This is a genomic window from Rhodococcus xishaensis, from assembly GCF_004011825.1.
Lineage (GTDB): Bacteria > Actinomycetota > Actinomycetes > Mycobacteriales > Mycobacteriaceae > Prescottella > Prescottella xishaensis.
In genome coordinates this window covers 126,873-147,699 of sequence record NZ_RKLO01000005.1, presented here as the reverse complement: position 1 = coordinate 147,699, position 20,827 = coordinate 126,873, and the positions used below count along the sequence as shown (strand labels likewise).

25 protein-coding genes are annotated in these 20,827 nt (G+C 65.9%); 18 read left to right on the top strand and 7 right to left on the bottom strand.

Annotation, left to right across the window (positions count from 1 at the left end; translation table 11 throughout):
• Nucleotides 1–22: 22 nt before the first annotated feature.
• The 12 genes from EGT50_RS12900 to ccsB all read left to right on the top strand — a co-directional run bounded on the left by EGT50_RS12900 (nt 23) and on the right by ccsB (nt 9,259).
• On the top strand, nt 23–439 hold the full coding sequence (locus tag EGT50_RS12900; protein ID WP_127955055.1) for a hypothetical protein: 417 nt from the start codon (nt 23–25) through the stop codon (nt 437–439).
• Complete coding sequence (locus EGT50_RS12895) at nt 408–902, top strand: hypothetical protein (protein ID WP_127955054.1); 495 nt, start codon at nt 408–410, stop codon at nt 900–902. Before EGT50_RS12900 ends, EGT50_RS12895 begins: the two co-directional genes overlap by 32 nt.
• The gene (locus tag EGT50_RS12890) at nt 899–1,171 is read left to right on the top strand and encodes a hypothetical protein (RefSeq protein ID WP_206615818.1); all 273 of its coding nucleotides are present in this window, start codon (nt 899–901) and stop codon (nt 1,169–1,171) included. Before EGT50_RS12895 ends, EGT50_RS12890 begins: the two co-directional genes overlap by 4 nt.
• A 32-nt stretch (nt 1,172–1,203) precedes the next feature.
• Nucleotides 1,204–1,488, top strand: a complete 285-nt coding sequence (locus tag EGT50_RS12885) for a metal-sensitive transcriptional regulator (RefSeq protein WP_127955053.1) — start codon at nt 1,204–1,206, stop codon at nt 1,486–1,488.
• Between the two features lie 31 nt (nt 1,489–1,519).
• Nucleotides 1,520–1,723, top strand: a complete 204-nt coding sequence (locus EGT50_RS12880; protein WP_127955052.1) for a heavy-metal-associated domain-containing protein — start codon at nt 1,520–1,522, stop codon at nt 1,721–1,723.
• Nucleotides 1,724–1,838: 115 nt separating this feature from the next.
• The gene (locus EGT50_RS12875; protein WP_127955299.1) at nt 1,839–2,963 is read left to right on the top strand and encodes a PQQ-dependent sugar dehydrogenase; all 1,125 of its coding nucleotides are present in this window, start codon (nt 1,839–1,841) and stop codon (nt 2,961–2,963) included.
• Between the two features lie 89 nt (nt 2,964–3,052).
• Nucleotides 3,053–4,387, top strand: coding sequence for a glutamate-1-semialdehyde 2,1-aminomutase (gene hemL / locus EGT50_RS12870; protein WP_127955051.1), 1,335 nt, complete (start codon nt 3,053–3,055; stop codon nt 4,385–4,387).
• 58 nt (nt 4,388–4,445) lie between these two features.
• Nucleotides 4,446–5,120, top strand: a complete 675-nt coding sequence (locus EGT50_RS12865) for a histidine phosphatase family protein (RefSeq protein ID WP_127955050.1) — start codon at nt 4,446–4,448, stop codon at nt 5,118–5,120.
• On the top strand, nt 5,117–5,731 hold the full coding sequence (locus EGT50_RS12860) for a TlpA disulfide reductase family protein (RefSeq protein ID WP_127955049.1): 615 nt from the start codon (nt 5,117–5,119) through the stop codon (nt 5,729–5,731). Before EGT50_RS12865 ends, EGT50_RS12860 begins: the two co-directional genes overlap by 4 nt.
• The gene (locus EGT50_RS12855; protein ID WP_127955048.1) at nt 5,728–6,555 is read left to right on the top strand and encodes a cytochrome c biogenesis CcdA family protein; all 828 of its coding nucleotides are present in this window, start codon (nt 5,728–5,730) and stop codon (nt 6,553–6,555) included. Before EGT50_RS12860 ends, EGT50_RS12855 begins: the two co-directional genes overlap by 4 nt.
• The gene (gene resB, locus EGT50_RS12850; RefSeq protein WP_127955047.1) at nt 6,552–8,294 is read left to right on the top strand and encodes a cytochrome c biogenesis protein ResB; all 1,743 of its coding nucleotides are present in this window, start codon (nt 6,552–6,554) and stop codon (nt 8,292–8,294) included. The genes EGT50_RS12855 and resB overlap by 4 nt, the downstream gene beginning before the upstream one ends.
• Nucleotides 8,291–9,259 (top strand): c-type cytochrome biogenesis protein CcsB, encoded by a 969-nt coding sequence (gene ccsB / locus EGT50_RS12845; RefSeq protein ID WP_127955046.1) that lies wholly within the window; start codon nt 8,291–8,293, stop codon nt 9,257–9,259. Before resB ends, ccsB begins: the two co-directional genes overlap by 4 nt.
• A 133-nt stretch (nt 9,260–9,392) precedes the next feature.
• Here ccsB and EGT50_RS12840 read toward each other — a convergent pair whose 3' ends face one another.
• On the bottom strand, nt 9,393–9,611 hold the full coding sequence (locus EGT50_RS12840; protein WP_127955045.1) for a hypothetical protein: 219 nt from the start codon (nt 9,609–9,611) through the stop codon (nt 9,393–9,395).
• A gap of 78 nt (nt 9,612–9,689) precedes the next feature.
• Nucleotides 9,690–9,902 (bottom strand): BldC family transcriptional regulator, encoded by a 213-nt coding sequence (locus tag EGT50_RS12835; protein ID WP_005518137.1) that lies wholly within the window; start codon nt 9,900–9,902, stop codon nt 9,690–9,692.
• A gap of 375 nt (nt 9,903–10,277) precedes the next feature.
• On the opposite strand from EGT50_RS12835, the gene EGT50_RS12830 reads away from it, so the two are divergent.
• The 4 genes from EGT50_RS12830 to EGT50_RS12815 all read left to right on the top strand — a co-directional run bounded on the left by EGT50_RS12830 (nt 10,278) and on the right by EGT50_RS12815 (nt 13,148).
• On the top strand, nt 10,278–10,631 hold the full coding sequence (locus tag EGT50_RS12830; protein ID WP_127955044.1) for a DUF4229 domain-containing protein: 354 nt from the start codon (nt 10,278–10,280) through the stop codon (nt 10,629–10,631).
• A complete protein-coding gene (gene cds1, locus EGT50_RS12825) occupies nt 10,628–11,722 on the top strand; it encodes an L-cysteine desulfhydrase Cds1 (RefSeq protein ID WP_127955043.1) in 1,095 nt (364 codons plus the stop codon). Before EGT50_RS12830 ends, cds1 begins: the two co-directional genes overlap by 4 nt.
• A gap of 146 nt (nt 11,723–11,868) precedes the next feature.
• Nucleotides 11,869–12,759: a hypothetical protein gene (locus EGT50_RS12820; protein ID WP_127955042.1), complete on the top strand. Its 891-nt coding sequence runs from the start codon at nt 11,869–11,871 to the stop codon at nt 12,757–12,759.
• Nucleotides 12,756–13,148 carry a GntR family transcriptional regulator gene (locus EGT50_RS12815; RefSeq protein ID WP_127955041.1) on the top strand — a complete coding sequence of 131 codons (393 nt, stop codon included), beginning with the start codon at nt 12,756–12,758 and terminating at the stop codon, nt 13,146–13,148. The genes EGT50_RS12820 and EGT50_RS12815 overlap by 4 nt, the downstream gene beginning before the upstream one ends.
• Before the next feature lie 25 nt (nt 13,149–13,173).
• Here the strand turns inward: EGT50_RS12815 and EGT50_RS12810 are convergent, their stop codons facing one another.
• The 4 genes from EGT50_RS12810 to EGT50_RS12795 all read right to left on the bottom strand — a co-directional run bounded on the left by EGT50_RS12810 (nt 13,174) and on the right by EGT50_RS12795 (nt 18,924).
• Entirely contained in the window at nt 13,174–15,657 is a 2,484-nt protein-coding gene (locus EGT50_RS12810) for a beta-glucosidase family protein (protein WP_206615817.1), read from the bottom strand.
• A gap of 41 nt (nt 15,658–15,698) precedes the next feature.
• On the bottom strand, nt 15,699–16,916 hold the full coding sequence (locus EGT50_RS12805; protein ID WP_164873407.1) for an MFS transporter: 1,218 nt from the start codon (nt 16,914–16,916) through the stop codon (nt 15,699–15,701).
• A gap of 162 nt (nt 16,917–17,078) precedes the next feature.
• Nucleotides 17,079–18,392: an MFS transporter gene (locus EGT50_RS12800; protein WP_127955039.1), complete on the bottom strand. Its 1,314-nt coding sequence runs from the start codon at nt 18,390–18,392 to the stop codon at nt 17,079–17,081.
• 226 nt (nt 18,393–18,618) lie between these two features.
• On the bottom strand, nt 18,619–18,924 hold the full coding sequence (locus tag EGT50_RS12795) for a hypothetical protein (RefSeq protein ID WP_127955038.1): 306 nt from the start codon (nt 18,922–18,924) through the stop codon (nt 18,619–18,621).
• 180 nt (nt 18,925–19,104) lie between these two features.
• Here EGT50_RS12795 and EGT50_RS12790 point away from each other — a divergent pair, with 180 nt between their 5' ends.
• Nucleotides 19,105–19,455, top strand: a complete 351-nt coding sequence (locus EGT50_RS12790; protein WP_127955037.1) for an inorganic pyrophosphatase — start codon at nt 19,105–19,107, stop codon at nt 19,453–19,455.
• A gap of 64 nt (nt 19,456–19,519) precedes the next feature.
• Complete coding sequence (locus EGT50_RS12785) at nt 19,520–19,900, top strand: phage holin family protein (RefSeq protein WP_127955036.1); 381 nt, start codon at nt 19,520–19,522, stop codon at nt 19,898–19,900.
• Between the two features lie 16 nt (nt 19,901–19,916).
• On the opposite strand, the gene EGT50_RS12780 is transcribed toward EGT50_RS12785, so the two are convergent.
• Nucleotides 19,917–20,786: a 1,4-dihydroxy-2-naphthoate polyprenyltransferase gene (locus tag EGT50_RS12780; protein WP_127955035.1), complete on the bottom strand. Its 870-nt coding sequence runs from the start codon at nt 20,784–20,786 to the stop codon at nt 19,917–19,919.
• Nucleotides 20,787–20,827 lie beyond the last annotated feature (41 nt).

Here is a 20,827-nt window from a genome sequence, read left to right as displayed (position 1 = left end):
GTCGATGCACCAGGATGAGGTCGTGAGTGAGTCGACCCCGCGCCTGGTCTCCGTCGCCTACTGGATCTGGGTGGTCTGCGCCGCCGCTATGGTGTTTCTCGGTCTGCTGGCGATAACGACATCCGCCGACGCAATCGAAGAACGGCTCGGATCCGGCGCAGACTCGTTCGTGGGGCTACTGCGCGGAATCGGGATCGCGTCGCTGGTGTTCGGACTCGTCATAGGATTTCTCGCGGCGCCCGTGCGGGCCGGCAATTCGCGCCTGCGCAATATCGTGGTGCTGCTGTCGGCGGTGTTCGCGGTGGCGGCGATTGCACTGTCGGCGGTCGGGGTGATTGCGCCGTTGCTGCTCGTGGTTCCGTTGCTGCTGGTCGTGGCATGCGTTTTGGTGTTTCGGGAGGGTGCGCGTGAGTGGTTCAAACGCCGACAGTCCGACTGAGCCGCTGTTCATCGAGCCCGGCGCCCGTTGGCGGACCGTCGCCTATGGCCCCGTGTTCTGCATCGTGGCCCTCGTGATCGAGTTGCTGACCGGGCCGGTGGTGCACTGGTTCGCATTGACGCTGTTCGCCGTCATCCTCACCGGCATCGTCTACGCGCAGGTGGTCGCCGCGCGTCGGCACGTGAGTGTTGTGTTGGGCGCGGCCTCGTTGCGGCAGGGTACCGAGGAGTTGCTCCTTGCCGAGATCGACGCCGTGCTGCCGAAGGCCGACCCCTACGCCGACGAGCCGCAGCGCTGGGAGTTCGCACGCAGTCTCGGGGAACTGTCGAGTGTGCCTCGGCGGCGCAAGGGGATCGGCCTGAGGCTGCGTGACGGCTCGCTGGTACAGGCTTGGGCTCGCGACGACGACGGCCTGCGGGTGGCGCTCACCGACGCGCTCGCTCGGGTGCGGGGTACATCGTGAAGCGGCCGCTCGCGACGGTCAGAGGGATCGCGGCCCCAGTGGTCCTGGTCGCCGAGGCGTTCGGTGCTGCAGTGGCACTCGTGCTCGCAGTCGTGTGCTGGACGCGAGGCGTCACTACTGTCGAGTTCGAACCCATAGCGCCCGGGACGCCGTCGTTCACGTCAGTGCGGTACTCGGGCGCATGGATTTCGGCGGCGCTCGCATCGGTTCTCGTCGCAGGTCTACTCCTGCTTGCCGTTCTGCGTCGTTACGCGCGGCGATCCCCATAGGGCAAGTACCCGTAGGGGGTATCATAGGACGCATGAACAACGGATACAGCTCGCAGCAGGAGGACCTGCTCAAGCGTCTGCGGCGCATTGAGGGACAGGTGCAGGGCATCTCGCGCATGGTCGCGGACGATCGTTACTGCATCGACGTGCTCACCCAGGTGTCGGCGGCCACGTCGGCGCTGCAGTCGGTGTCGTTGAAGCTGCTCGAGGCACACCTCGCGGGATGCGTCGTCGAGGCCGCGAAGAAGGGCGGCCCGGAAGCCGACGCGAAGGTCAAAGAGGCTTCCGATGCGGTCGCCCGTCTGGTCAAATCCTGACCGCTTGGCGATCGTGGATGAGGAGGCCCCGATGGAGCACACCTACATCGTCAAGGGCATGACCTGCCAGCACTGCGCCTCCGCGGTCACAGAGGAGATCAGCGAGCTGTCCGGGGTGACCGCCGTCGACGTCGACGTGGCGTCCGGACGTGTCGTCGTGACTAGCGATGTGCCGATGGACACCATCGCCGTCGCCGCCGCGGTCGCGGAGGCGGGATACGAGTTGGTCCAGTAACCACCGTGTGGTTCATCGCGTCCGCGATGGCGCTGTCGTAGGCTGTGCACGAATCGGCAGTCGACAGGGAGGCCTATTCGTGCGTGCACCGGTTCGACGGGCAGGTATCGGTGCGATGGCGGTCATCGGAATCGTCGTCGCGCCAACGGCCTGCGCCGAACCGACGCCGTCGTTTCCGGCGCTCGACGTCACCACGGTCATGAACGATCTCGAGAATCCGTGGGACGTGGTGGCAGCCCCGGACGGCGCGATCCTTACCGGCGAACGTGCAGGCCGGTTCGTGGTCAAGCGGGCCGATGGCAGCGTCGGCGAGGTAACCGCGGACCTGTCGGATCTGTACGCCCAGGGTGAGACCGGTTTCATGGGCATAGCGCTGGCCACCGACTTCGCGACCAGTCGGACGATCTACACGTGCCAAGGGCATCGAAGCGACGGTGGCGAATCCGTCGACACCGGCAGCGGCACCGACATCCGCGTCGTGTCGTGGACGGTGGATCCGGGATGGACCGCCCTCACTCGCACCGGCGACGTCCTGACGGGAATGCCGACGGCTGCCGATGGACGTCACGGCGGCTGCCGTATCCTCGCCCATCCGGACGGCACTCTGTACGTGGGCACGGGTGATGCGACGTCACCGACCGCGCCGCAAGATCGGAACTCCCTGGGCGGCAAGGTGCTGCACATCAACACCGACGGAACCCCGGCGGCGGGGAACCCCGACCCCGAAAGCCCGCTGTTCACGCTCGGGCATCGCAACGTACAAGGCCTGGCGTTGCAGCCGGGCACCGGGCGGCTCTACAGCATCGAACAGGGCACCCATCGCGACGACGAGGTGAACCTCCTGCAGGCCGGCAACAACTACGGCTGGCGGCCGGATCGCGAGCCGGGCATATACGACGAGAGCGTGCCCATGACCGACCCGGACCGGGTACCGGGTGCCGTCGCGGCCGTGTGGAGTTCCGGAACGCCGACGATCGCGACGCCCGGCGGCACTTTCGTCTCCGGCGCGAGCTGGGGTGAGTGGGACGGCGCGCTCGCCGTCACCAGTCAGAAGGAGCAGGAGCTGCTGTTCCTGAAGTTGTCGGACGACGGCGAGAATGTCGTCGCGACGCATTCAGCGCTCACCGACGAATACGGTCGCTTGCGCTCGGCCACTCGCATGCCCGACGGCAGCCTGCTGATCACCACCGACAACGGTTCGGACGACAAGGTGCTCCACGTCGCGCCGTCGGGTGCGTAGTCGCGGCGAGGCGCTCGCGAACTGTGTGATTCCGGCCACCTCCTACAGCCTGTCGTTGTCGAATTCGAAAGAACTGGGACACTGGAGGCGTGAGTGCTGCCTCCAGCGGGTCCGGTGCGGGACCCGACTTTCGTGATGCCCGTTCTTCTGAGCTCTTCGGCAGGGCGTCCAAGGTCATTCCCGGCGGTGTCAACTCCCCGGTACGTGCGTTCGGTTCCGTCGGCGGCGCTCCCCGTTTCATCGCAGAGGCATCCGGCTGCACGCTCACCGACGTCGATGGCAACGAGTACGTCGACCTGGTGTGCTCGTGGGGCCCGATGATCCTCGGCCACGCGCACCCGGCCATCGTCGAAGCCGTGCAGAAGGCCGCGACGACGGGGATGTCGTTCGGCGCGCCCACCGAGGGTGAGATCGCGCTCGCCGAGGAGATCGTCAGCCGCGTCGCACCGGTCGAGCAGGTTCGCCTGGTCAACTCCGGCACCGAGGCCACCATGAGTGCGGTGCGTCTGGCCCGCGGCTTCACCGGCCGCTCCAAGGTCGTCAAGTTCTCCGGCTGCTACCACGGGCACGTCGACGCGTTGCTCGCGGACGCCGGTTCGGGGCTGGCCACCTTCGGTCTGCCGACGTCGCCCGGGGTGACCGGAGCGCAGGCCGAGGACACCATCGTCCTGCCCTACAACGACATCGAGGCCGTACGAGCCGCATTCGCCGCGAACCCCGGCGAGATCGCTTGCGTCATCACCGAGGCCGCCGCCGGCAACATGGGTGCGGTCGCTCCGCTGCCGGGTTTCAACGAGGGCCTGCGCGCGATCACCGCTGAGCACGGTGCGCTGCTGATCATGGACGAGGTCATGACTGGGTTCCGTGTCAGCCGTTCCGGGTGGTTCGGCCGCGACGGCGTCGCCGGTGACCTCTACACGTTCGGCAAAGTCATGAGTGGTGGGCTGCCTGCCGCCGCATTCGGTGGCCGGGCCGACGTCATGAGCAGACTGGCCCCGTCCGGCCCCGTCTACCAGGCCGGCACACTGTCCGGAAACCCGGTTGCCGTAGCCGCCGGCCTGGCGAGTCTGCGCGCCGCCGACGACGCCGTCTACGCCGCGCTCGAGCGCAACGCGCGGACGCTCGGCGCACTGCTCGGCGACGCGCTCGCCGCCGAGGGCGTCCCACATCGCGTCCAGTTCGCCGGAAACCTGGTGAGCGTGTTCTTCTCCGCGGACCCGGTTACGAACTACGCCGAGGCCAAGGCCGCAGACACAGGGCGGTTCCCCGACTTCTTCCATGCCCTGCTCTCGCGCGGTGTTTACGCTCCGCCGAGTGCATTCGAGGCATGGTTCGTCTCGTCGGCCCTCGACGACGACGCCTTTTCGAAGATCGCCGACGCCGCCCCGCATGCGGCCAAGGCCGCCGCCGCAGCACAGAACTGAGCCGCAGCGCAGACTGACAACCGCAACTGGCTGACAACCGAAACGCAGGGACCACAACGTGACCGACGCCGACAACGCGAGCGCTGCCGACCACAGGCACTCCGACACCCGCACCATCGTCCACGTGCTCCGGCACGGAGAGGTGCACAACCCGAGCGGAATCCTCTACGGACGTCTCCCGAACTTTCGGCTGTCCACGAACGGTGAAGCGCAGGCCCGTACCGTCGCCTTGGCGCTCGCCGACCACGACATCACTCACGTTGTCGCGTCGCCGCTGCAGCGAGCGCAGGAGACCGCCGCGCCGATCGCGGAGAAGCACGGGCTGCCGATCGGGACCGACGCCAACCTCATCGAGGCCGCCAACGACTTCGAGGGCCTCAAGGTGTCCGTCGGCGACGGTGCGCTGCGCCGCCCACGGCACTGGTGGAAGCTGCGTGATCCGTTCACCCCGTCGTGGGGGGAGCCCTACCTGCAGATCGCGCACCGCATGCTCGCCGCCGTCAACGCCGCTCGTGTTGCCGCGGCGGGTCACGAGGCCGTGTGCGTCAGCCACCAGCTGCCCGTGTGGACATTGCGCCGCTTCCTGCAGGGCGAGCGGCTCTGGCACGACCCACGCAACCGGCAGTGCGGGCTCGCGTCGTTGACGTCTCTGGTCTACGAGGGCGACACACTCGTCGACATCATCTACTCCGAGCCGGCCGGTGCGTCCGACCCGAGGGTGACCGGCGCATGAGGTTCCTTTCTCTACGTTTGGCCGCGGCGGCCTGCTCGGCCGCCCTCGCCGCGGTTATCGCCGGCTGCGCCACTGGCAGTGACGCAGTCGCGCAGGGCGGCACCTTCGTGTTCGTCTCGCCGGGTGGCAAGACCGAGTTGTTCTACGATCCGCCCTCCGATCGCGGCAAGGCGGGCAACGTCTCGGGTCCGGACCTGATGACCGAAGGCAAGACCACATCGTTGTCCGACTACGAGGGACAGGTCGTGGTGCTCAACGTATGGGGCCAGTGGTGCGCCCCGTGCCGTGCTGAGGCCGACGATCTCGAGACGGTGTACCAGAACACCAAGGATCTCGGCGTCCAGTTCCTCGGCATCAACGTCAAGGATCCGACGAAGAGCAAGGCTCAGGACTTCCACGTCAACTACAACGTGCCCTATCCCTCGATCTACGACCCCGAGTTCCGCACGCTGATGATGCTCGGGAAGAACTACCCGACCAGCGTCGTGCCGACCACGATCGTGCTGGACCGTGAGCATCGCGTTGCGGCCGTCTACTTGAAGGAACTGCTGGCCGAGGACCTGCAGCCGGTCGTGGAACGGATCGCGCAGGAACCGCAGGATCAGGCATGACCCAGGACACGGTATTTCTGGCCGGCATCGGTGAGGCGTTCCAGCAGACCGCTTCGACCGGACCGTTGCTGCTCGCGCTGGGCGCGTGTGTGCTCGCCGGTCTGGTCTCCTTCGCCTCACCGTGCGTCGTGCCACTCGTTCCTGGCTACGTGTCGTACCTGGCCGGGGTGGTCGGGGCGGAGGCGCCGGCCGTGACTACGGCGGAGGCGCACACCCGGACCAAGACTCTGCGCGACGGCCGACTGCGCGTCGCCGGGGCCGCCGGTCTGTTCGTCCTCGGATTCACCGTCGTCTTCGTGCTGGCGACTGCGACCGTCTTCGGTGCCATCGAGGCACTCGCGCTCAACCGGGAGGTCCTCCAGCGGGTCGGTGGCGTCGTCACGATCGTGATGGGCCTGGCGTTCGTGGGGCTGATCCCGGTCCTGCAGAAGGACACCCGGTTCGCGCCGCGACAGGTCTCGGGGTTGGCGGGTGCCCCGTTGCTCGGAGGGGTGTTCGCACTCGGTTGGACGCCTTGCCTGGGTCCGACGCTCGCCGGGGTCCTGTCGGTGGCGGCCGGTACCGAGGGCGCGACGGCAGCACGCGGCGTCGCCCTGATCGTCGCCTACTGCATCGGGCTCGGGCTCCCCTTCGTGCTGGTGGCGCTGGGCTCGGCGCGCGCACTGGCCGGTGTCGGCTGGCTGCGCCGCAACAGCCGGGCGATCCAGGTCTTCGGCGGGATCTTGTTGATCATGGTCGGCATCGCGTTGGTCACCGGGGCGTGGGACCTGTTCGTGAGCTGGGTCCGTGACGCATTCATCACGGACGTGGTCCTGCCGATATGACCGCTCGAGACACGCTGAGCGCGGACGCGTCGTCCTCGGACGGGATCGACGAGTCGTCGCCGCGTCCGCCACGGCAGTCGCTGCTCGGCCGTGCCGTCGCCGTGGTTCGCAATACCTGGCGCGGTCTGACGTCGATGCGCACCGCCCTGGTGCTGCTGTTCCTGCTGGCGTTCGCGGCCATTCCGGGCGCCCTGCTTCCGCAGCGCAGCCTCAACGAGGGAAAGGTTAACGAGTACATCGCGGCCCGACCGACCCTCGGGCCGATCATGGACCGGCTCGAACTGTTCGACGTCTTCGGCAGCTTCTGGTTCACCGCGGTCTACGTCCTGCTGTTCGTCTCTCTGGTCGGCTGCATCGTCCCGCGCTGCGTCGAGTACGCGAAGGCGTTGCGTGCGAAGCCCGTTGCTGCGCCACGCAACCTCAGTCGGCTCCCGCATCACCATGTCGAGACCGTCGACGAGACCCCAGAGGCCGTCGCGGGCCGCGTCCGGAGCCACCTGCGCGGGTGGCGCGTCGAGCAGCGCTCCGGCGGGGAGCGCGCGAAGCGCCCGGGCGAGATCACGCTCTCCGCCGAGAAGGGCTTCTTGCGCGAAGCCGGCAATTTGGTGTTCCACCTGTCGTTGGTGGCGCTGCTCATCTCGATCGCAGCCGGCAAGCTGTTCCACTACGAGGGCAATGTGATCATCGTGGCGAACAGTGGGCCGGGTATCTGCACGACGTCCCCCGCAGTCTTCGACTCGTTCCGGGCGGGCAACGAACGGGACGGCACCGGCATGACCCCGCTGTGCCTCAAGGTCAACGACTTCACGGCCGACTACCTCGACAACGGCCAGGCCGAGATGTTCACTTCGAACATCTCGTACCAGACCGGTGAGGACCTGACTTCGAACACATGGCGCGACGCCCAGCTCAAGGTGAACCATCCGCTGCGGGTCGCAGGTGACCGTGTCTACCTGCAGGGTCATGGCTACGCGCCGACGTTCACCGTGACCTTCCCGAACGGCGAGACGCGTTCCGAGACCCTGCAGTGGGCGCCGGAGGACGCGACGACGTTCCTGTCGAGCGGTGCGATGCGTTTCGACCCGCCCGGCGGCTTGTACCCGAACGAGGACGAGCGGCGTAAGAACCAGATCGCGATCGAGGGCCTGTTCGCCCCGACCGCGGTGTTCGATGGGACGCTGCTGTCGTCGGGCTTCCCTGAGTTGATCGATCCGGCCGTCGCGATCGACATCTACAAGGGTGACACCGGTCTCGACACCGGCTTTCCGCAGAGCATTTTTTCGCTCAACGAGGAGCTGATCAACCAGGGCCGCCTCGTCAAGCAGGAGCGTGTGAACCTGTTCCCCGGGGAGAGCGCGACACTCGCGGACGGCACGGAGGTGCGTTTCGACGGTGCCGTCGACTTCGTCAACCTGCAGGTCTCGCACGATCCCGCGCAGCAGTGGGTTCTGGTGTCCTCGCTCGTGATGATGGCGGGCCTGCTGGTCTCGCTGGTCGTCAAGCGGCGTCGGGTGTGGGTGCGGATCTATCCGGAGCCTGGACCCGGGAAGGACCCCGGCCCGGCGTCGGCTACATTGACCGCGAATGAACGACGAACCGTAGTAGAACTCGGTGGCCTGGCTCGAACGGATCAGGCCGGCTGGGGCGACGAGTTCGACCGACTGCGCATCCGCCTGCTCGGTCACCCCTCGGCACAACGGACAACACGGGCGCACGACGGGCAGGAGATGAATTCATGACGATCAACGAGACACTCGCGCGCTACAGCGACTGGTCGTTCGAGTCGGCGTTCGCGATCTACGTCCTCGCCACGGTCCTGCTGATCGCCCGGTACGCGTCGATGCGGGCGCGTGAGGTCCAGGAACGCGAACTCGTCAGAGCCGGGAGTGCACCGGTCGCCCCGACCGGTCAACAGCCCGGCCGGGTGGCGTCGACGCCCGGCAAGACGTGGTCGGAGAAGTTCGGCGGCATGGGGTACTCGCTGCTGATCGTGGGCGTGGTGCTGCACATCGCGTCGATGGTGTTGCGAGGACTCGCGACCGACCGCTTCCCGCTGGGCAACATGTACGAGTTCGTGACGATGGCCTGTGCGGCCGCAGTAGTCGCCGGCATCGTCGCCATGCGCAGAAACACCGACCTGTTCGTCTTCCTTCTGGTGCCGGTCTTGGTTCTGATGTTCCTCGCGGCGACCGTGCTCTATTCCGACGCTGCCCCCGTGGTTCCGGCGCTCCAGTCGTTCTGGCTCCCGATCCACGTGACCATCATCAGCGTCGGCAGCGGCATCTTCCTGGTCTCCGGCGTCGCGAGCCTGCTGTTCCTGTACCGGATCCGATTCCCGCAGGGGGAGGAGGGTACCGGGCCCTTCAGCAAGCTGGCCCAACGTCTGCCTGACGCACTGACCCTCGACCGCCTTGCCTACAAGACGACCATCGTGGCCTTCCCGCTGTTCGGTGCCGGCATCATCCTCGGCGCGATTTGGGCCGAGGCCGCCTGGGGCCGGTTCTGGGGTTGGGACCCCAAGGAGACCGTCTCCTTCATCACGTGGGTCATCTACGCGGCGTACCTGCACGCCCGGGCGACATCGGGCTGGCGCGACACCAAGGCGGCCTGGATCAACGTCGCCGGTTTCGTGGCGATGCTGTTCAACCTGTTCATCATCAACATGGTCGTCTCGGGCCTGCACTCCTACGCCGGCCTCAACTGAACGTCACCGCCCGAACGGAGGCGGAAACGCGCAACGGTCGCCGTGCATCTGCACGGCGACCGTTGCACATTCGGTTGTCGTCCGGGCGCGTCGGCCCTACCCGGCGCGGACCGTCACCCCTGGGGAGCGTGGATCAGCTCTCCGGGTCGGTCGGGGTGTCGGTTCCCGACTGGCGGCGATGGTTGTCACGATCCATGCGCCACAAGAACTCGGGATCGTCGTCCGGGCCGACGACTCGGCCGGTCCTGGTCGCCCCGCCGCCCCGAACCATGGTCGTGGCGGTCGGGCCGAACGCCTTCCACAACAGGACAGCGAGCGTTACCAGGCCGATAAAGGCCAACAGGTAGATCACGGTGCACCTCCTGATTACGAGGGTAGCCGTGTCCGGGTCGCCCCGGCATCTACCTGTCCCCGTCGGCGTTTACGCCACTCAGGAGTGGTGTGCCTCGGTGGTGAGGGACGAGAGCAGCGCCATCACCTCGGCCTCACGGAACCTCCGGTGTCCTCCGGGGGTGCGCAGAGATCCGAGCCGGCCGGCGTGCGCCCAACGCGTGACGGTCTTGGGGTCGACATGGAACAGTGCGGCGACCTGGCCTGGAGTCAGCAAGGCTTCCTTGGCGCCGTTGTAGGTGGGTGCGCTCATCGATCCTCCAAGGTTCGGGGCCTACCGCAGGGGTCGGCCGTGGGGATACGGGACCGGTTCGTTTGTCAACCGGCTTCGACATAGTGGCACTCAACCCCCCGGGTACTCGAACGATCTAAAGTTGGTAAAGCGGAGGTAATAGACAAAACGGACTAGTCGGACTCGTGTATTACGGGGTGTGCACGGGAATCGGAAATCCCAGTATGGACGGGGTTGCCAGCACCTAGTGTGAAATCCGTCTGTGTGTTCGCCGATGGCACTTCAGCACGAAATATCGTTTCGTCGATTGAAGCACCTTTTCCCGGTGTCGTCGCTCCGGCCTTCCCTCCTCGCGGCGCTGCTGTGGGGGCCACCGGCTGTCGGTACCCTGATCGTGTGAGTGAAGCAGCGCAGACTCCTCCTGAACAGGATCGAAATGCCGACAGCCCGGCCGGCGGAACCGTAACGACCGGCACCCTTGTCCGCGACGTCCTCGCGTACTCGGCGGCGCGACTCGGTCTCGTGGTCGTCCTCGCCGCCGTCATCCTGTTCGGTGGCGAACTGTTCGGCGTGGAGGTGCCGCTCATCGTGGCCGCGTTGTTCGCGGTCCTCATCGCGCTGCCGCTCTCACTGGTTCTCTTCTCGAGGCTTCGCAAGAGGGTCAACCGCGATATCGCCGCAGTTGATGCGCAGCGCCGCGCCGACAAGGCCGACCTGCAGGCGAAGCTCCGGGGAGAAGACCGGCGGTGACGGTCGTCCTCGACCGGCGGGGCCCGCGTACGTGGGTCGACAATGCAGTCCGTCTGATCGAGGCCGACGCGCAGCGCAGCGCGGACACGCACCTGCTGCGCTATCCGCTACCGCCCCAGTGGAGCGTCCAGCTGTATCTCAAGGACGAGTCCACCCACATCACCGGAAGCCTCAAGCATCGGCTAGCCCGATCGCTGTTCCTGTATGCGATCTGCAACGGCTGGGTCGGCGAGAACACCACCGTCATCGAAGCGTCCTCGGGATCGACTGCGGTCAGCGAGGCGTACTTCGCACAGCTCCTCGGCCTCGACTTCGTTGCGGTGATGCCTGCGAGTACGAGTCCGGCCAAGATCGCGCTCATCGAAGCGCAGGGCGGTCGCTGCCACTTCGTGAAGGACCCGTCACTCATCTACGCCGAGTCGCAGCGGTTGGCGACCGAGACTGGTGGCCACTACATGGATCAGTTCACTCATGCCGAGCGGGCCACCGACTGGCGCGGGAACAACAACATCGCGGAGTCGATCTTCACGCAGCTTCAGCAGGAGGAGAACCCGATTCCCGAGTGGATCGTCGTCGGTGCCGGCACCGGCGGCACTGGGGCGACGATCGGCCGGTACCTGCGGTACCGCAAGTTCGACACCGGGCTGTGCGTCGTGGACCCGGAGAACTCCGTCTTCTTCGATGCGTGGCGGTGTGACGACTGCGCCCTCACCTCCACGTCGGAGCGGGGTTCTCGGATCGAGGGGATTGGCCGCCCACGGGTCGAGCCGTCGTTCATCGGCCAGGTTGTGGACCGGATGGTCAAGGTGCCCGACGCAGGTTCGATCGCGGCCATGCGGCACGCCAGCGAGGTGCTCGGCCGCAAGGTGGGTGGGTCGACCGGGACCAACCTCTGGGGCGCTTTCGGGCTGGTGGCCGAGATGCTCGAGCAGAGGCGTAGCGGCAGCGTCGTCACGCTCCTGTGCGACGGCGGAGAGCGCTACTCCGAGACGTACTTCGACGACGACTGGGTCGCGTCCGAAGGGATCGACCTCGCCGGGCCGACAGCGGTCCTCGACGGGTTCGCCCGCACCGGGCACTGGGCCGACTAGACCTCCGACCGCCGTCCGCCAGTGTCACCCCCGGGCTGGCTCTGCATGTTCTCGGTGGGCACCTCCCGGGGTCCACGCTCTTGGACCCCTGCTCCTCGAAGTACTACTGTATCAACTATCTAATACAGTAGTACTTGGAGGAGTTCATGGACCTGCCCCCGCTGTTCGTCTTGTTCCCGCTGTTCGTCTTGTTCGCCCTTGTTGCGGCACTCGTGCTGGTTCAGGCGGGGTTCAGTGACGCAGTGGCCGCACGGCGCTCAGACATGCCGGCCTCTGCGAAGAACGCGCGTCGCCGCAGTGCGCTGTTGCTCGTGGCTGGCGTCATTCTTGCGCTCCCCGTCGGATTCGCTCTGCTGTGGTGGGACAACTTCGGGCGTGGCGCTGTGACGCTTGTGCCTGGGGTGATCACGTGTCTGGTCATCGGGCTCGCCCTGAGCGCCTTGAGCATCGATCAAGTCGACCGCGATTCGTCCGAACGGGAGGCGAGTCTGGTACCTCGATCGCTGAGATCTGTTGTCCCACCACGCTTTGCCGTTGCCACGGCGGCTGGGGTGCTACTTGCCATCGGAGGGCTGATCGCGACGACGCTCACGGCATCGGCAGACTCCTTCAGTAACGAGATGCGCGCGTTCTCGATCTCGTACGGGGATATCGGCCGAACGTTCTCTCCCTACCCCGGATCCTTCTACTCCGCGCCTCTGATGATTGCGATCGTTCTGGTTCTGGTCCTCGCTCTGGCATGCGTAAAGGGCGCCCAGCGATGGGGTGCAGTCGATACTGGGCTCTATGACATGGCGCTTCGGAGCCGAATCGCGACTCGCGGAGTTGCATGTGCTGCAGCAATTTCGGCGTTCGGGATCTTCGTCGTAGGGATCTCGCTGGACAGAGCAGCAGGCGCGGTCTCGAGTGTTGGTGACTCGAGTTGGGGCTGGAAGGCGGCCGGAATCCTTGGGATGGGAATGATGATCTACAGCGGCGTTCTCGGTCTGTGGGCCATCGTCCGATTTGTTGCGCCTCTGCCGTCGATGTCGCGATGAACAGTTCGCGAGTCGTCGTGCGTTCTGACGATCTGCTGCCCCCCTACGAGCAGATACGTCGACAGATCGCCGCTCTCATCACATCCGGCCAGATCTCACCCGGGGACAAACTTCCATCGTTGAGGCAACTCGCGAAAGACCTCGACGTTGCGATCGGCACTGTCGCGCGCGCGTATCGCGACTTGGAGCAAGAAGGGTGGGTGGAGTCACGACGCGGCAAAGGGACTCAGGTCGCCAGAACGCGACCACGGTCTGCCTCACCACCATCACCCGATCTGCTCGAGCGGTTGGCCAGGGACTACCTCACCGCTGTCGTAGCCGCGGGATTCGACGCCGAGGAAGCGTTGTCGGCACTGTCGGCCATCCAGGCCGAGGATGGTCCTACCTGAGAAATTCGCCCGGCCGTGAAAGGACTCAGGCGTCGGCAGGCACGGCTTCGAGTCGGGCTCGGACATCGCCGAGACCGCGAGCGAGGATGAGCTGCCCACGGCCCGACAGCGGCGCCCACCGTGACGCGGACGTGTCCCACCGGCGTAGCGCCCGCGGATCGGCGGACACCTCGACGTCGGCGGAGGATCCGGCGGCGACTGTCACGTCCTGCCAGCCGACCAGACGCACGGGCTGGTCGCGTTCGACGGGAGCGAAGTACAACTGGACCACCTCGCGGCTCGTTCGGCCCCCGACGTTCGCCACGTTCACGCGCACACTCGAGCCACCGGTCAGGTGGGCGTCCCGGTACTCCCACGAGGAGTAGCCCAGGCCGTGGCCGAACCAGAAGCTCGGCGCCGGGGCTCGACCCGCGTGATGGCCGCGATATCCGATGTAGGGCCCCTCCGCGTACTCGAGGTCGCCGCCCTCAGGTGTCACCGACCAGGCCGCGCTCTGCCCGTCCTCTGCCGGGAACGTGGTGACCAGTCGCCCCGATGGCTCGACGGCGCCGTAAAGGGTTGCCGCAACCGCATGTCCGGCTTCCTGCCCGGGCAGCCCGACCCAGAGGATCGCGTCGACTTCGTCGCGCCAGGGCATGATCACCGGTGTCGCCGCGTTGACCACTACGACGGTCTTGCGCGCAGCCGACGCGACGGCCGAGACCAGGGCGTCCTGATCGCCGGGCAGGTGCAGCGTCGACTTGTCGAACGCCTCGGTTTCCTGTTCTTCGGTGGTGCCGACCACGACCACCGCGACGTCGGCCTCGGCCGCGGCCGACGTCGCCTCGGCAATGGCATCCTCGCTGTTGCGTTGTGCGGGAGCCACTGTCACGGCGAACCTACCGGGGGTCATGGGCCGTCGGATGACGCCGCTGATCGCGGTACCCGAGCTGACCACCGTGGTGTCGCGCCGGAACGGTGGCTGCTGAAGTGCTCCACCGAGAATGTCCTGCATCGACGGACCTCGCCGATCGGTCCCACCGTCGCCGTCGGAGTGGGGCTGGTCCAGGGCGTAGTCGAATGTGTCGTCACCGGCGTGGATCGTCCAGTCGCCGACACCGATCGCACCCACATCGACGGGCCCGTCCAGGGTGGTCACCGCGTGGAACTCGATCGCCGCGACCTCTGCGTCGAGGTCGTCGTCCCAGCCGATGGTCGTGACCGCCGATCCGGTGCGCCGTTCCTCGATCTCGGACCCGTCCGTGGATCGCAACACGAAACGAACTCCGGGTTCACCGGTTTCGGGGTCGAGCAGGACACCTCGCCGCACGGTAGCCGGCCGGGTGCGGACGGCGACGCCGTCGACGACGGTGAGCGATGTGCCCGGCAGCGCAGTCATGCCCTCGGCAATGCTGACCTGATGGGGCGGGCTGACCTCCGACGAACCTCCTCCCATACACACGGTGTCGACTGCATGCCTGCCGATGAGGGCGACGGACTGGTCCGGCTCCAGCGGTAGGATGCTGCCGCGATTGGTCAAGACCGTCATCCCGGTGGCGGCGAGTTGGACGAGTTGGTCCCGGCGCCCGATCGACGTCGGCGCAGGCACTTCCATGTCGTACAGACGCTGCTCACCGAGCGCGCCGACCCGCGCGGCCAGCAGCAGCAGGCGACGCACGTGGTCATCGATTACCGACATCGGAACCTCGCCGGCTTCCACGGCAGCGATCAGGGCCTCACCCCACGGACCGCCGGGGCCGGGCATGACCAGATCCAGGCCCCCGTTGGCGGCGGCCACGGCCGTCCGGGTCGCGAGCCAGTCGGACATGATCAGGCCGCTGTAATTCCACTCGCCCTTGACGATCTCGGTGTTGACGTGCACGTTCTCAGTGGAAGCAACACCGTTGACGTCGTTGTACGCATCCATGACCGACCAGGGGTCGGCGTCGGCGATCGCGACCTCGAACGGCGTCAGGTACAACTCCCGAAGCGTGGCCTCGTCGACGACGCTGTTCATCGTGTGGCGTTCGGTCTCGGACTCGTTGGCGACCAAGTGTTTGAGGCACGCGCCGATGCCCGCGTCTTGCAGTCCGCGCACGTAGGCTGCCGCGAGGAGTCCGGTCAACAACGGGTCCTCCGAGTACGCCTCGAAGAGACGGCCCCCGAGGGGGGAACGGTGAAGGTTGATCGTCGGACCGAGAGCCACGTGAATTCGTTGGGCCAGTGCCTCTTCGGCAAGAAGCTGGCCGACGTCGTAGAGCAGGCGAGTGTCCCAGCTCGAGGCGAGCAGCGTGGCGTTGGGAAGCAGTGTCACCTCACGTACTCCGCTGGAATCGAGCCCTCGAATGCCGGTCGGCCCGTCGGACAGGCGTATCTCGCCCAGGCCGATCGATTCCTCGGCGGCGGTGGTGAACGTCGACGCCCCGGTGAGGAGCCGGACCTTCGATCCAAGATCGAGCGAGGCGATCAGGTCCGCGTAATTCGTTGTCCCTGAATGGACCTCGGCTGGTTTGGCACTGTGACTGTTCACGGTCTTCTTCCTTCGCAGACCCTGCTGATGCGGTGGGACGTTCACCGCACCGATTTGATGGGAATGATTGCCAGTGCTCCGAGGAACACCATCACTGTGGCGACGCCGAGCAACACCGTGTAGTTTTGCCCGCCGCCCCCGACTTCGAGCAGTACCGCGCCGATCAGCGGCGCAAGTGATTGCGGGATGGCGTTCGCCATGTTGAACACGCCGAGATCCTTCGCGACGTTGTTCGGGTCGGGCAGAACGGCCAACACGAGAGCGAAGTCGGAGGCGAAGTAGATCCCGTAGGCGACACCCAGGACTGCTTCGACTATGTAGAAGCCCGCGACGGTATCGACGCCGATCAAGAACATTGTGCCGATGGCAAAGATCATGGTCGATATGAATACCGGCGCCTTGCGGCGATTCAGTCGATCGGCGATATAGCCGGCGATCTGGCTGGTCGCCAGCAAGGCAATCGTGTAGATCAGCACTCCGGTGGCGACAGCGCTGGTTGCGGAGCTCAGGTCGAGACCCACGCGATCTTGCATCCAGAACAGCCGGAAAGTGACGAATAGGTACATGCCCAGGAAGAGCAGCAAGCGCGAGAGCAAGACTAGGACGAAGTCCGGGTGCTTGCGCGGGTTCACCCAGAACAGTTTCAAGAATCCGAAAGCGCTCTGTCGCGGAGGTTTGACGGTGAGTGGCTTGTCGGGAAGCACGATCGCGTAGGCGGTCATGCCGACCACGCCGATCGTTGCCGGCACCATGAACAATGCCAGCAGGTTCGATTCGAAGAAGCTGGCGATATAGGTAGAGGCGAGGATTCCGAGGTTCTGAGTGACGTTGACGAACCCGGAAATACTTGCGTGCCGGTGGGGTGGGATCTGGTCGGCGATGGTTGCGAGATAGGCAGCGAAGGCGGCGTTGGCCAATATCTGTGCTACGAACCAGCCGATCACCAGCATGACGACGCTGTTGGCGAGCGCGATAGCGAGTAGGGCCACGGCCAGCCCTACACTTCCCAGGATGATCCACGGTCGGCGGCGGCCCAACGGTCCGGTGGTGCGGTCCGAGATATGCCCGAAGACGGGATTGGCGATCATTGCGGCGATCGCTCCGACACCGAGTACCAATCCGGTGGCCTGGGGCGCATCGTCTTCGCCGACCAGAGAGATCAGCTTGATCCCCATGCTCACCAGCACCGGCCCCAGCAGCGCCACGAACAGCGCGAACTGCGCGAACCCGAATGCGACCAGAAACGGGATCCGGGGCATCTCAGTTGGGGGAGCGAGCACCGAGCCTTCAGCTGGAGGAGGGTTCGGAGCATTTTCTGCGCTTCCGCGCTCGACGTCGCCAGGACCTGTCGGCGTACCCGCTGACATCAGAACTCCTCTCCGCGTTGGCAAGTCAGCGCGGCCCGAGTTTGGATCAGGGCTTTACCTCACCTTCTTCACCGGTAGGATGGCGACGGCTCCGAGCAGTGCTACTACAGCGCTGACGATGTAGAGGAGCGTGTAGTTCTGGCCCCCCGATCCGATGGCGAGTAGCCCTGCACCGAACAACGGCGCGAGTGATTGGGGGGCGGCGTTGGCGATGTTGAAGATCCCGAGGTCCTTCGCGATGTTCTCGGGATCGGGAAGCACCTCGATGACCAGGGCGAGGTCGGCCCCGAAGTAGATCCCGTACGCGATCCCGAGGATTGCTTCGACCACGTAGAAGCCGGTGACCGTGGTGACACCGGCAAGCATTCCGAAGCCGAGCGCGGACATTGCGACCGAGATGAATACCAGGGGTTTGCGCCGTTTGATCCGATCGGAGACCACCCCGGCAATCTGCCCGGTGATCATCAGGATCACCGTGTATATGAGTACCCCGGTGGCCACGACCGAGGCGGCGGTATCGGTATCGAGACCGATGCGGTCTTGCATCCAGAACAGCCGGAAAGAGGTGAACAGGAAGAGACCGATGAAGAACAGGAAGCGCGAGAGGAACGCCCAGGCGAAGTCCGGGTGCTTGCGCGGGTCAACCCAGATCAACGAAAGCCATTCGCGCGCACCCCGTGACGGAGGCCTCTCGAGCAGCGGCTTGTCCGGAAGTACGAGTGAGTACACGACCATGCCGACCACGCCGATGGCGGCTGGGACCATGAAGATCGCAACGATGTTCGACGACAGGAAACTCACGGCGTAGACGGCGACGAGAATCCCTGCCTGCTGCATGACGTTCACCAACGCCGAGATGCTTGCGTGCCGGTGGACGGGAATCTGATCGGCGATGGTGGCCAAGTAGGCCGCCAAGGCCGCGTTCGCGACGAGTTGCGCTACGAACCAGCTGACGACCAGAACCGGAACGCTGTCGCTGACCGCCATGACGAGCAGACACAGAGCGAGTCCGATGCTGCCGCCGATCATCCATGGCCGTCGGCGTCCCCAAGGTCCGGTGGTGCGGTCGGACAGGTAACCGAATATGGGGCCGGCGACCAGTGCCGCGATCGCGCCGACGCCGAGAACCAACCCCGCTGCCTGTGGTGCGTTGTCGGACCCGACCACTGCGGTCAGTTTGATCGCGATGCTCACTGTCGGCGGCCCGAGCAGTGCAACGAAAAGAGCGAACTGCGCGAATGCGAACGCGGCGAGAACCCGTGGCTTGGGCATCTCGGTCGGCGGACTCAGGGGTTGGTGTTCGGCCAACCCGACGCTTGGGCCGCGGTTCTCACCTTCCCCCGGAGTGCCATCTGCAGTCGTGGCCATGAGAACTCCTCCAGCCGAAGTCGGCGGGATGGCTGATTACGCGATGAGTTACTGTGGCCGTGATTCGCGCCACAGTTCAATGTCCACTGTGAAACCTAGATCCGTTAGTGTGGTATGGCAAGAGTTTCTTTTGCGATCCGATCCTCGCCTGCAACACCCCTACACGGGACACTCTCGCTGCGCGATCGCTGGCGCCCGGCAACCGCGCTGACTAGGCCAAAGACCGCTACCCGTCAGACTTGGAAACGAGCTGGGACACGAGCGCGGTGCTCCCGGCGACAACCCCGACCGAGGGCCAGGCACCGATCTTCTTCGCGAGGGGGTGCGAGCCGCCGAACGCCGCGACGTAGGTGCCGAGGAGTGCTGCGGCCCGCCCCGGTCCCGAGCTCTTGGCCCAGTTGTACGTGCAGACGCCTCCGACTGCCGCGAGCACCGCGCCACCGAGCTGGCGGTTGCCGGTCTGGCGGGCGACGGCATACCCGCCGACGAGTCCCGCGGCGGCGAGGGCGGAGGTGGCAGTCTTGCTCAGCATGAGGGGTTCTCCCGTTCCGGTCGATTGGTCGTTTCGATTCGAGGTTAGGCCGTTGCGGTCACGAGGTTCTTGGCGGTGTGGTGCGTCGGGGTGAGGTGCATTGGCGGACCTCTTTGACATACCTGCCTACTGCCCGCAGTTCTGGGCCGCCGGCCTCGCTCGTCGTGGCAGGCTTGAACCATGACGAACCTCGCGGCGTACTTCGCGGCCCTCGACGAATTGGTCCGTAAGACTCCGCTGCGAATCGACCGTCCGAGGGGGAGTGCACACACGCGGTTCCCGGAAGTCGTCTACCCCGTCGACCACGGCTACCTCGAGGAGACGGCGGGTCGGGACCGGGAGGGCGTGGACGTGTTCCGTGGGTCGGCAGACGGCACGGGCATCGTCGCGGTTGCGCTCACCGCGGATCTGACGAGGCGCGACGTCGAAGTGAAGGTCTTGCTCGATTGCTCCGACGACGAGATCGATCGCATCGAACACTTCTTGCATGAGCGGCTTCGGTTGAACGCGGCCATCGTCCGACGGGAGTGACTTTTCGGCGAGTCACCGCCCACCGCAACTCTCGTGCCGGACTCGTTCGTGCCAGCATGAATCCATGACATTCGTGATTCGTCTGGTGATCAACGCGTTCGCCATCTGGCTCGCCTCGCAGTGGGTGAGTGGTATCGAGATAGCCCGCTCAGGGGAGGGGACCGGCGCGGACGTCTTGATCGTCCTCGGCATCGCTCTGGTATTCACCGCGGTCAACGCATTCGTGAAGCCGATCGTGAAGCTACTCTCGCTGCCCCTGCTCATCCTCACGCTCGGCCTGTTCACCCTGGTCATCAATGCGTTGATGCTGCTGCTGACGTCGTGGATCAGTTCGCAGACCGATTGGGGCCTCAGTGTCGACGGCTTCTGGACCGCAGTGTGGGGAGCGCTGATCATCTCGCTGGTCAATGTCGTGCTCAGTGCCCTCGTCCCGGACAAGCGCTGACGCCGAGGACGGTCTGTCAGGTCAGGCCGAGCGCCAGCCCGGTTGCCGTGGCCCACAACAACATCGACTGGCCGGTGATCGCCAGTGCCGGGATCAGCGCCGGGCCACGGCTGCCGCCGCGCACCGGGGCGTTGGCTCGCACCGCGAGCGGCAGCGCAACGAACCCGACGAGCGCCCAGGGCGTGCGCACGACCAGCGCGGCGGTGACGACGAACGGGACGATCAGCAGGACCAGGTGCAGGATGCGGGTACGTGCGTCGCCGAGTTTGACTGCGAGCGTGATCTTCCCGGACTCGGTGTCGGAAGGGATGTCGCGCAGGTTGTTGGCAACGAGCACGGCGCTCGAGTACGAGCCGACCGCGACAGCGGCCAGCAGGCCGACCCAGTCGACCCGGCCGGCCTGGACGAACTGGGTACCGAGGACCGCGACGAGGCCGAAGAACACGAACACCGCGATCTCGCCGAAACCGCTGTATCCGTATGGTTTCTTGCCGCCGGTGTAGTACCAGGCGCCGAGGATGCACAGCGCGCCGACCAGAACCAGCCACCACGCCGACAACAGCGCCAGGACGAGCCCGGCCACCGCAGCCACCGCGAAGCACAGCATCGCTGCGGTCTTCACCGCGGCTGGCGAAGCGAGCTTGGAGCCGACGAGACGCAGCGGGCCCACTCGCTCGTCGTCGGTGCCACGGATACCGTCCGAGTAGTCATTGGCGAAGTTCACCCCGACGATCAACGAGAGCGACACGATCAGCGCGAGAAGCGCCTTCCACCACACCGCGGCGTCGAGCGAGGCGGCCGCGCCGGTGCCCGCGAGGACTGGTGCGATTGCGTTCGGGAGGGTGCGCGGTCGGGCGCCTTCGATCCACTGGGACACAGAAGCCATGCCTCGATCCTGTCACCTTCAGAGTTTCAAAGTGGCCGCGC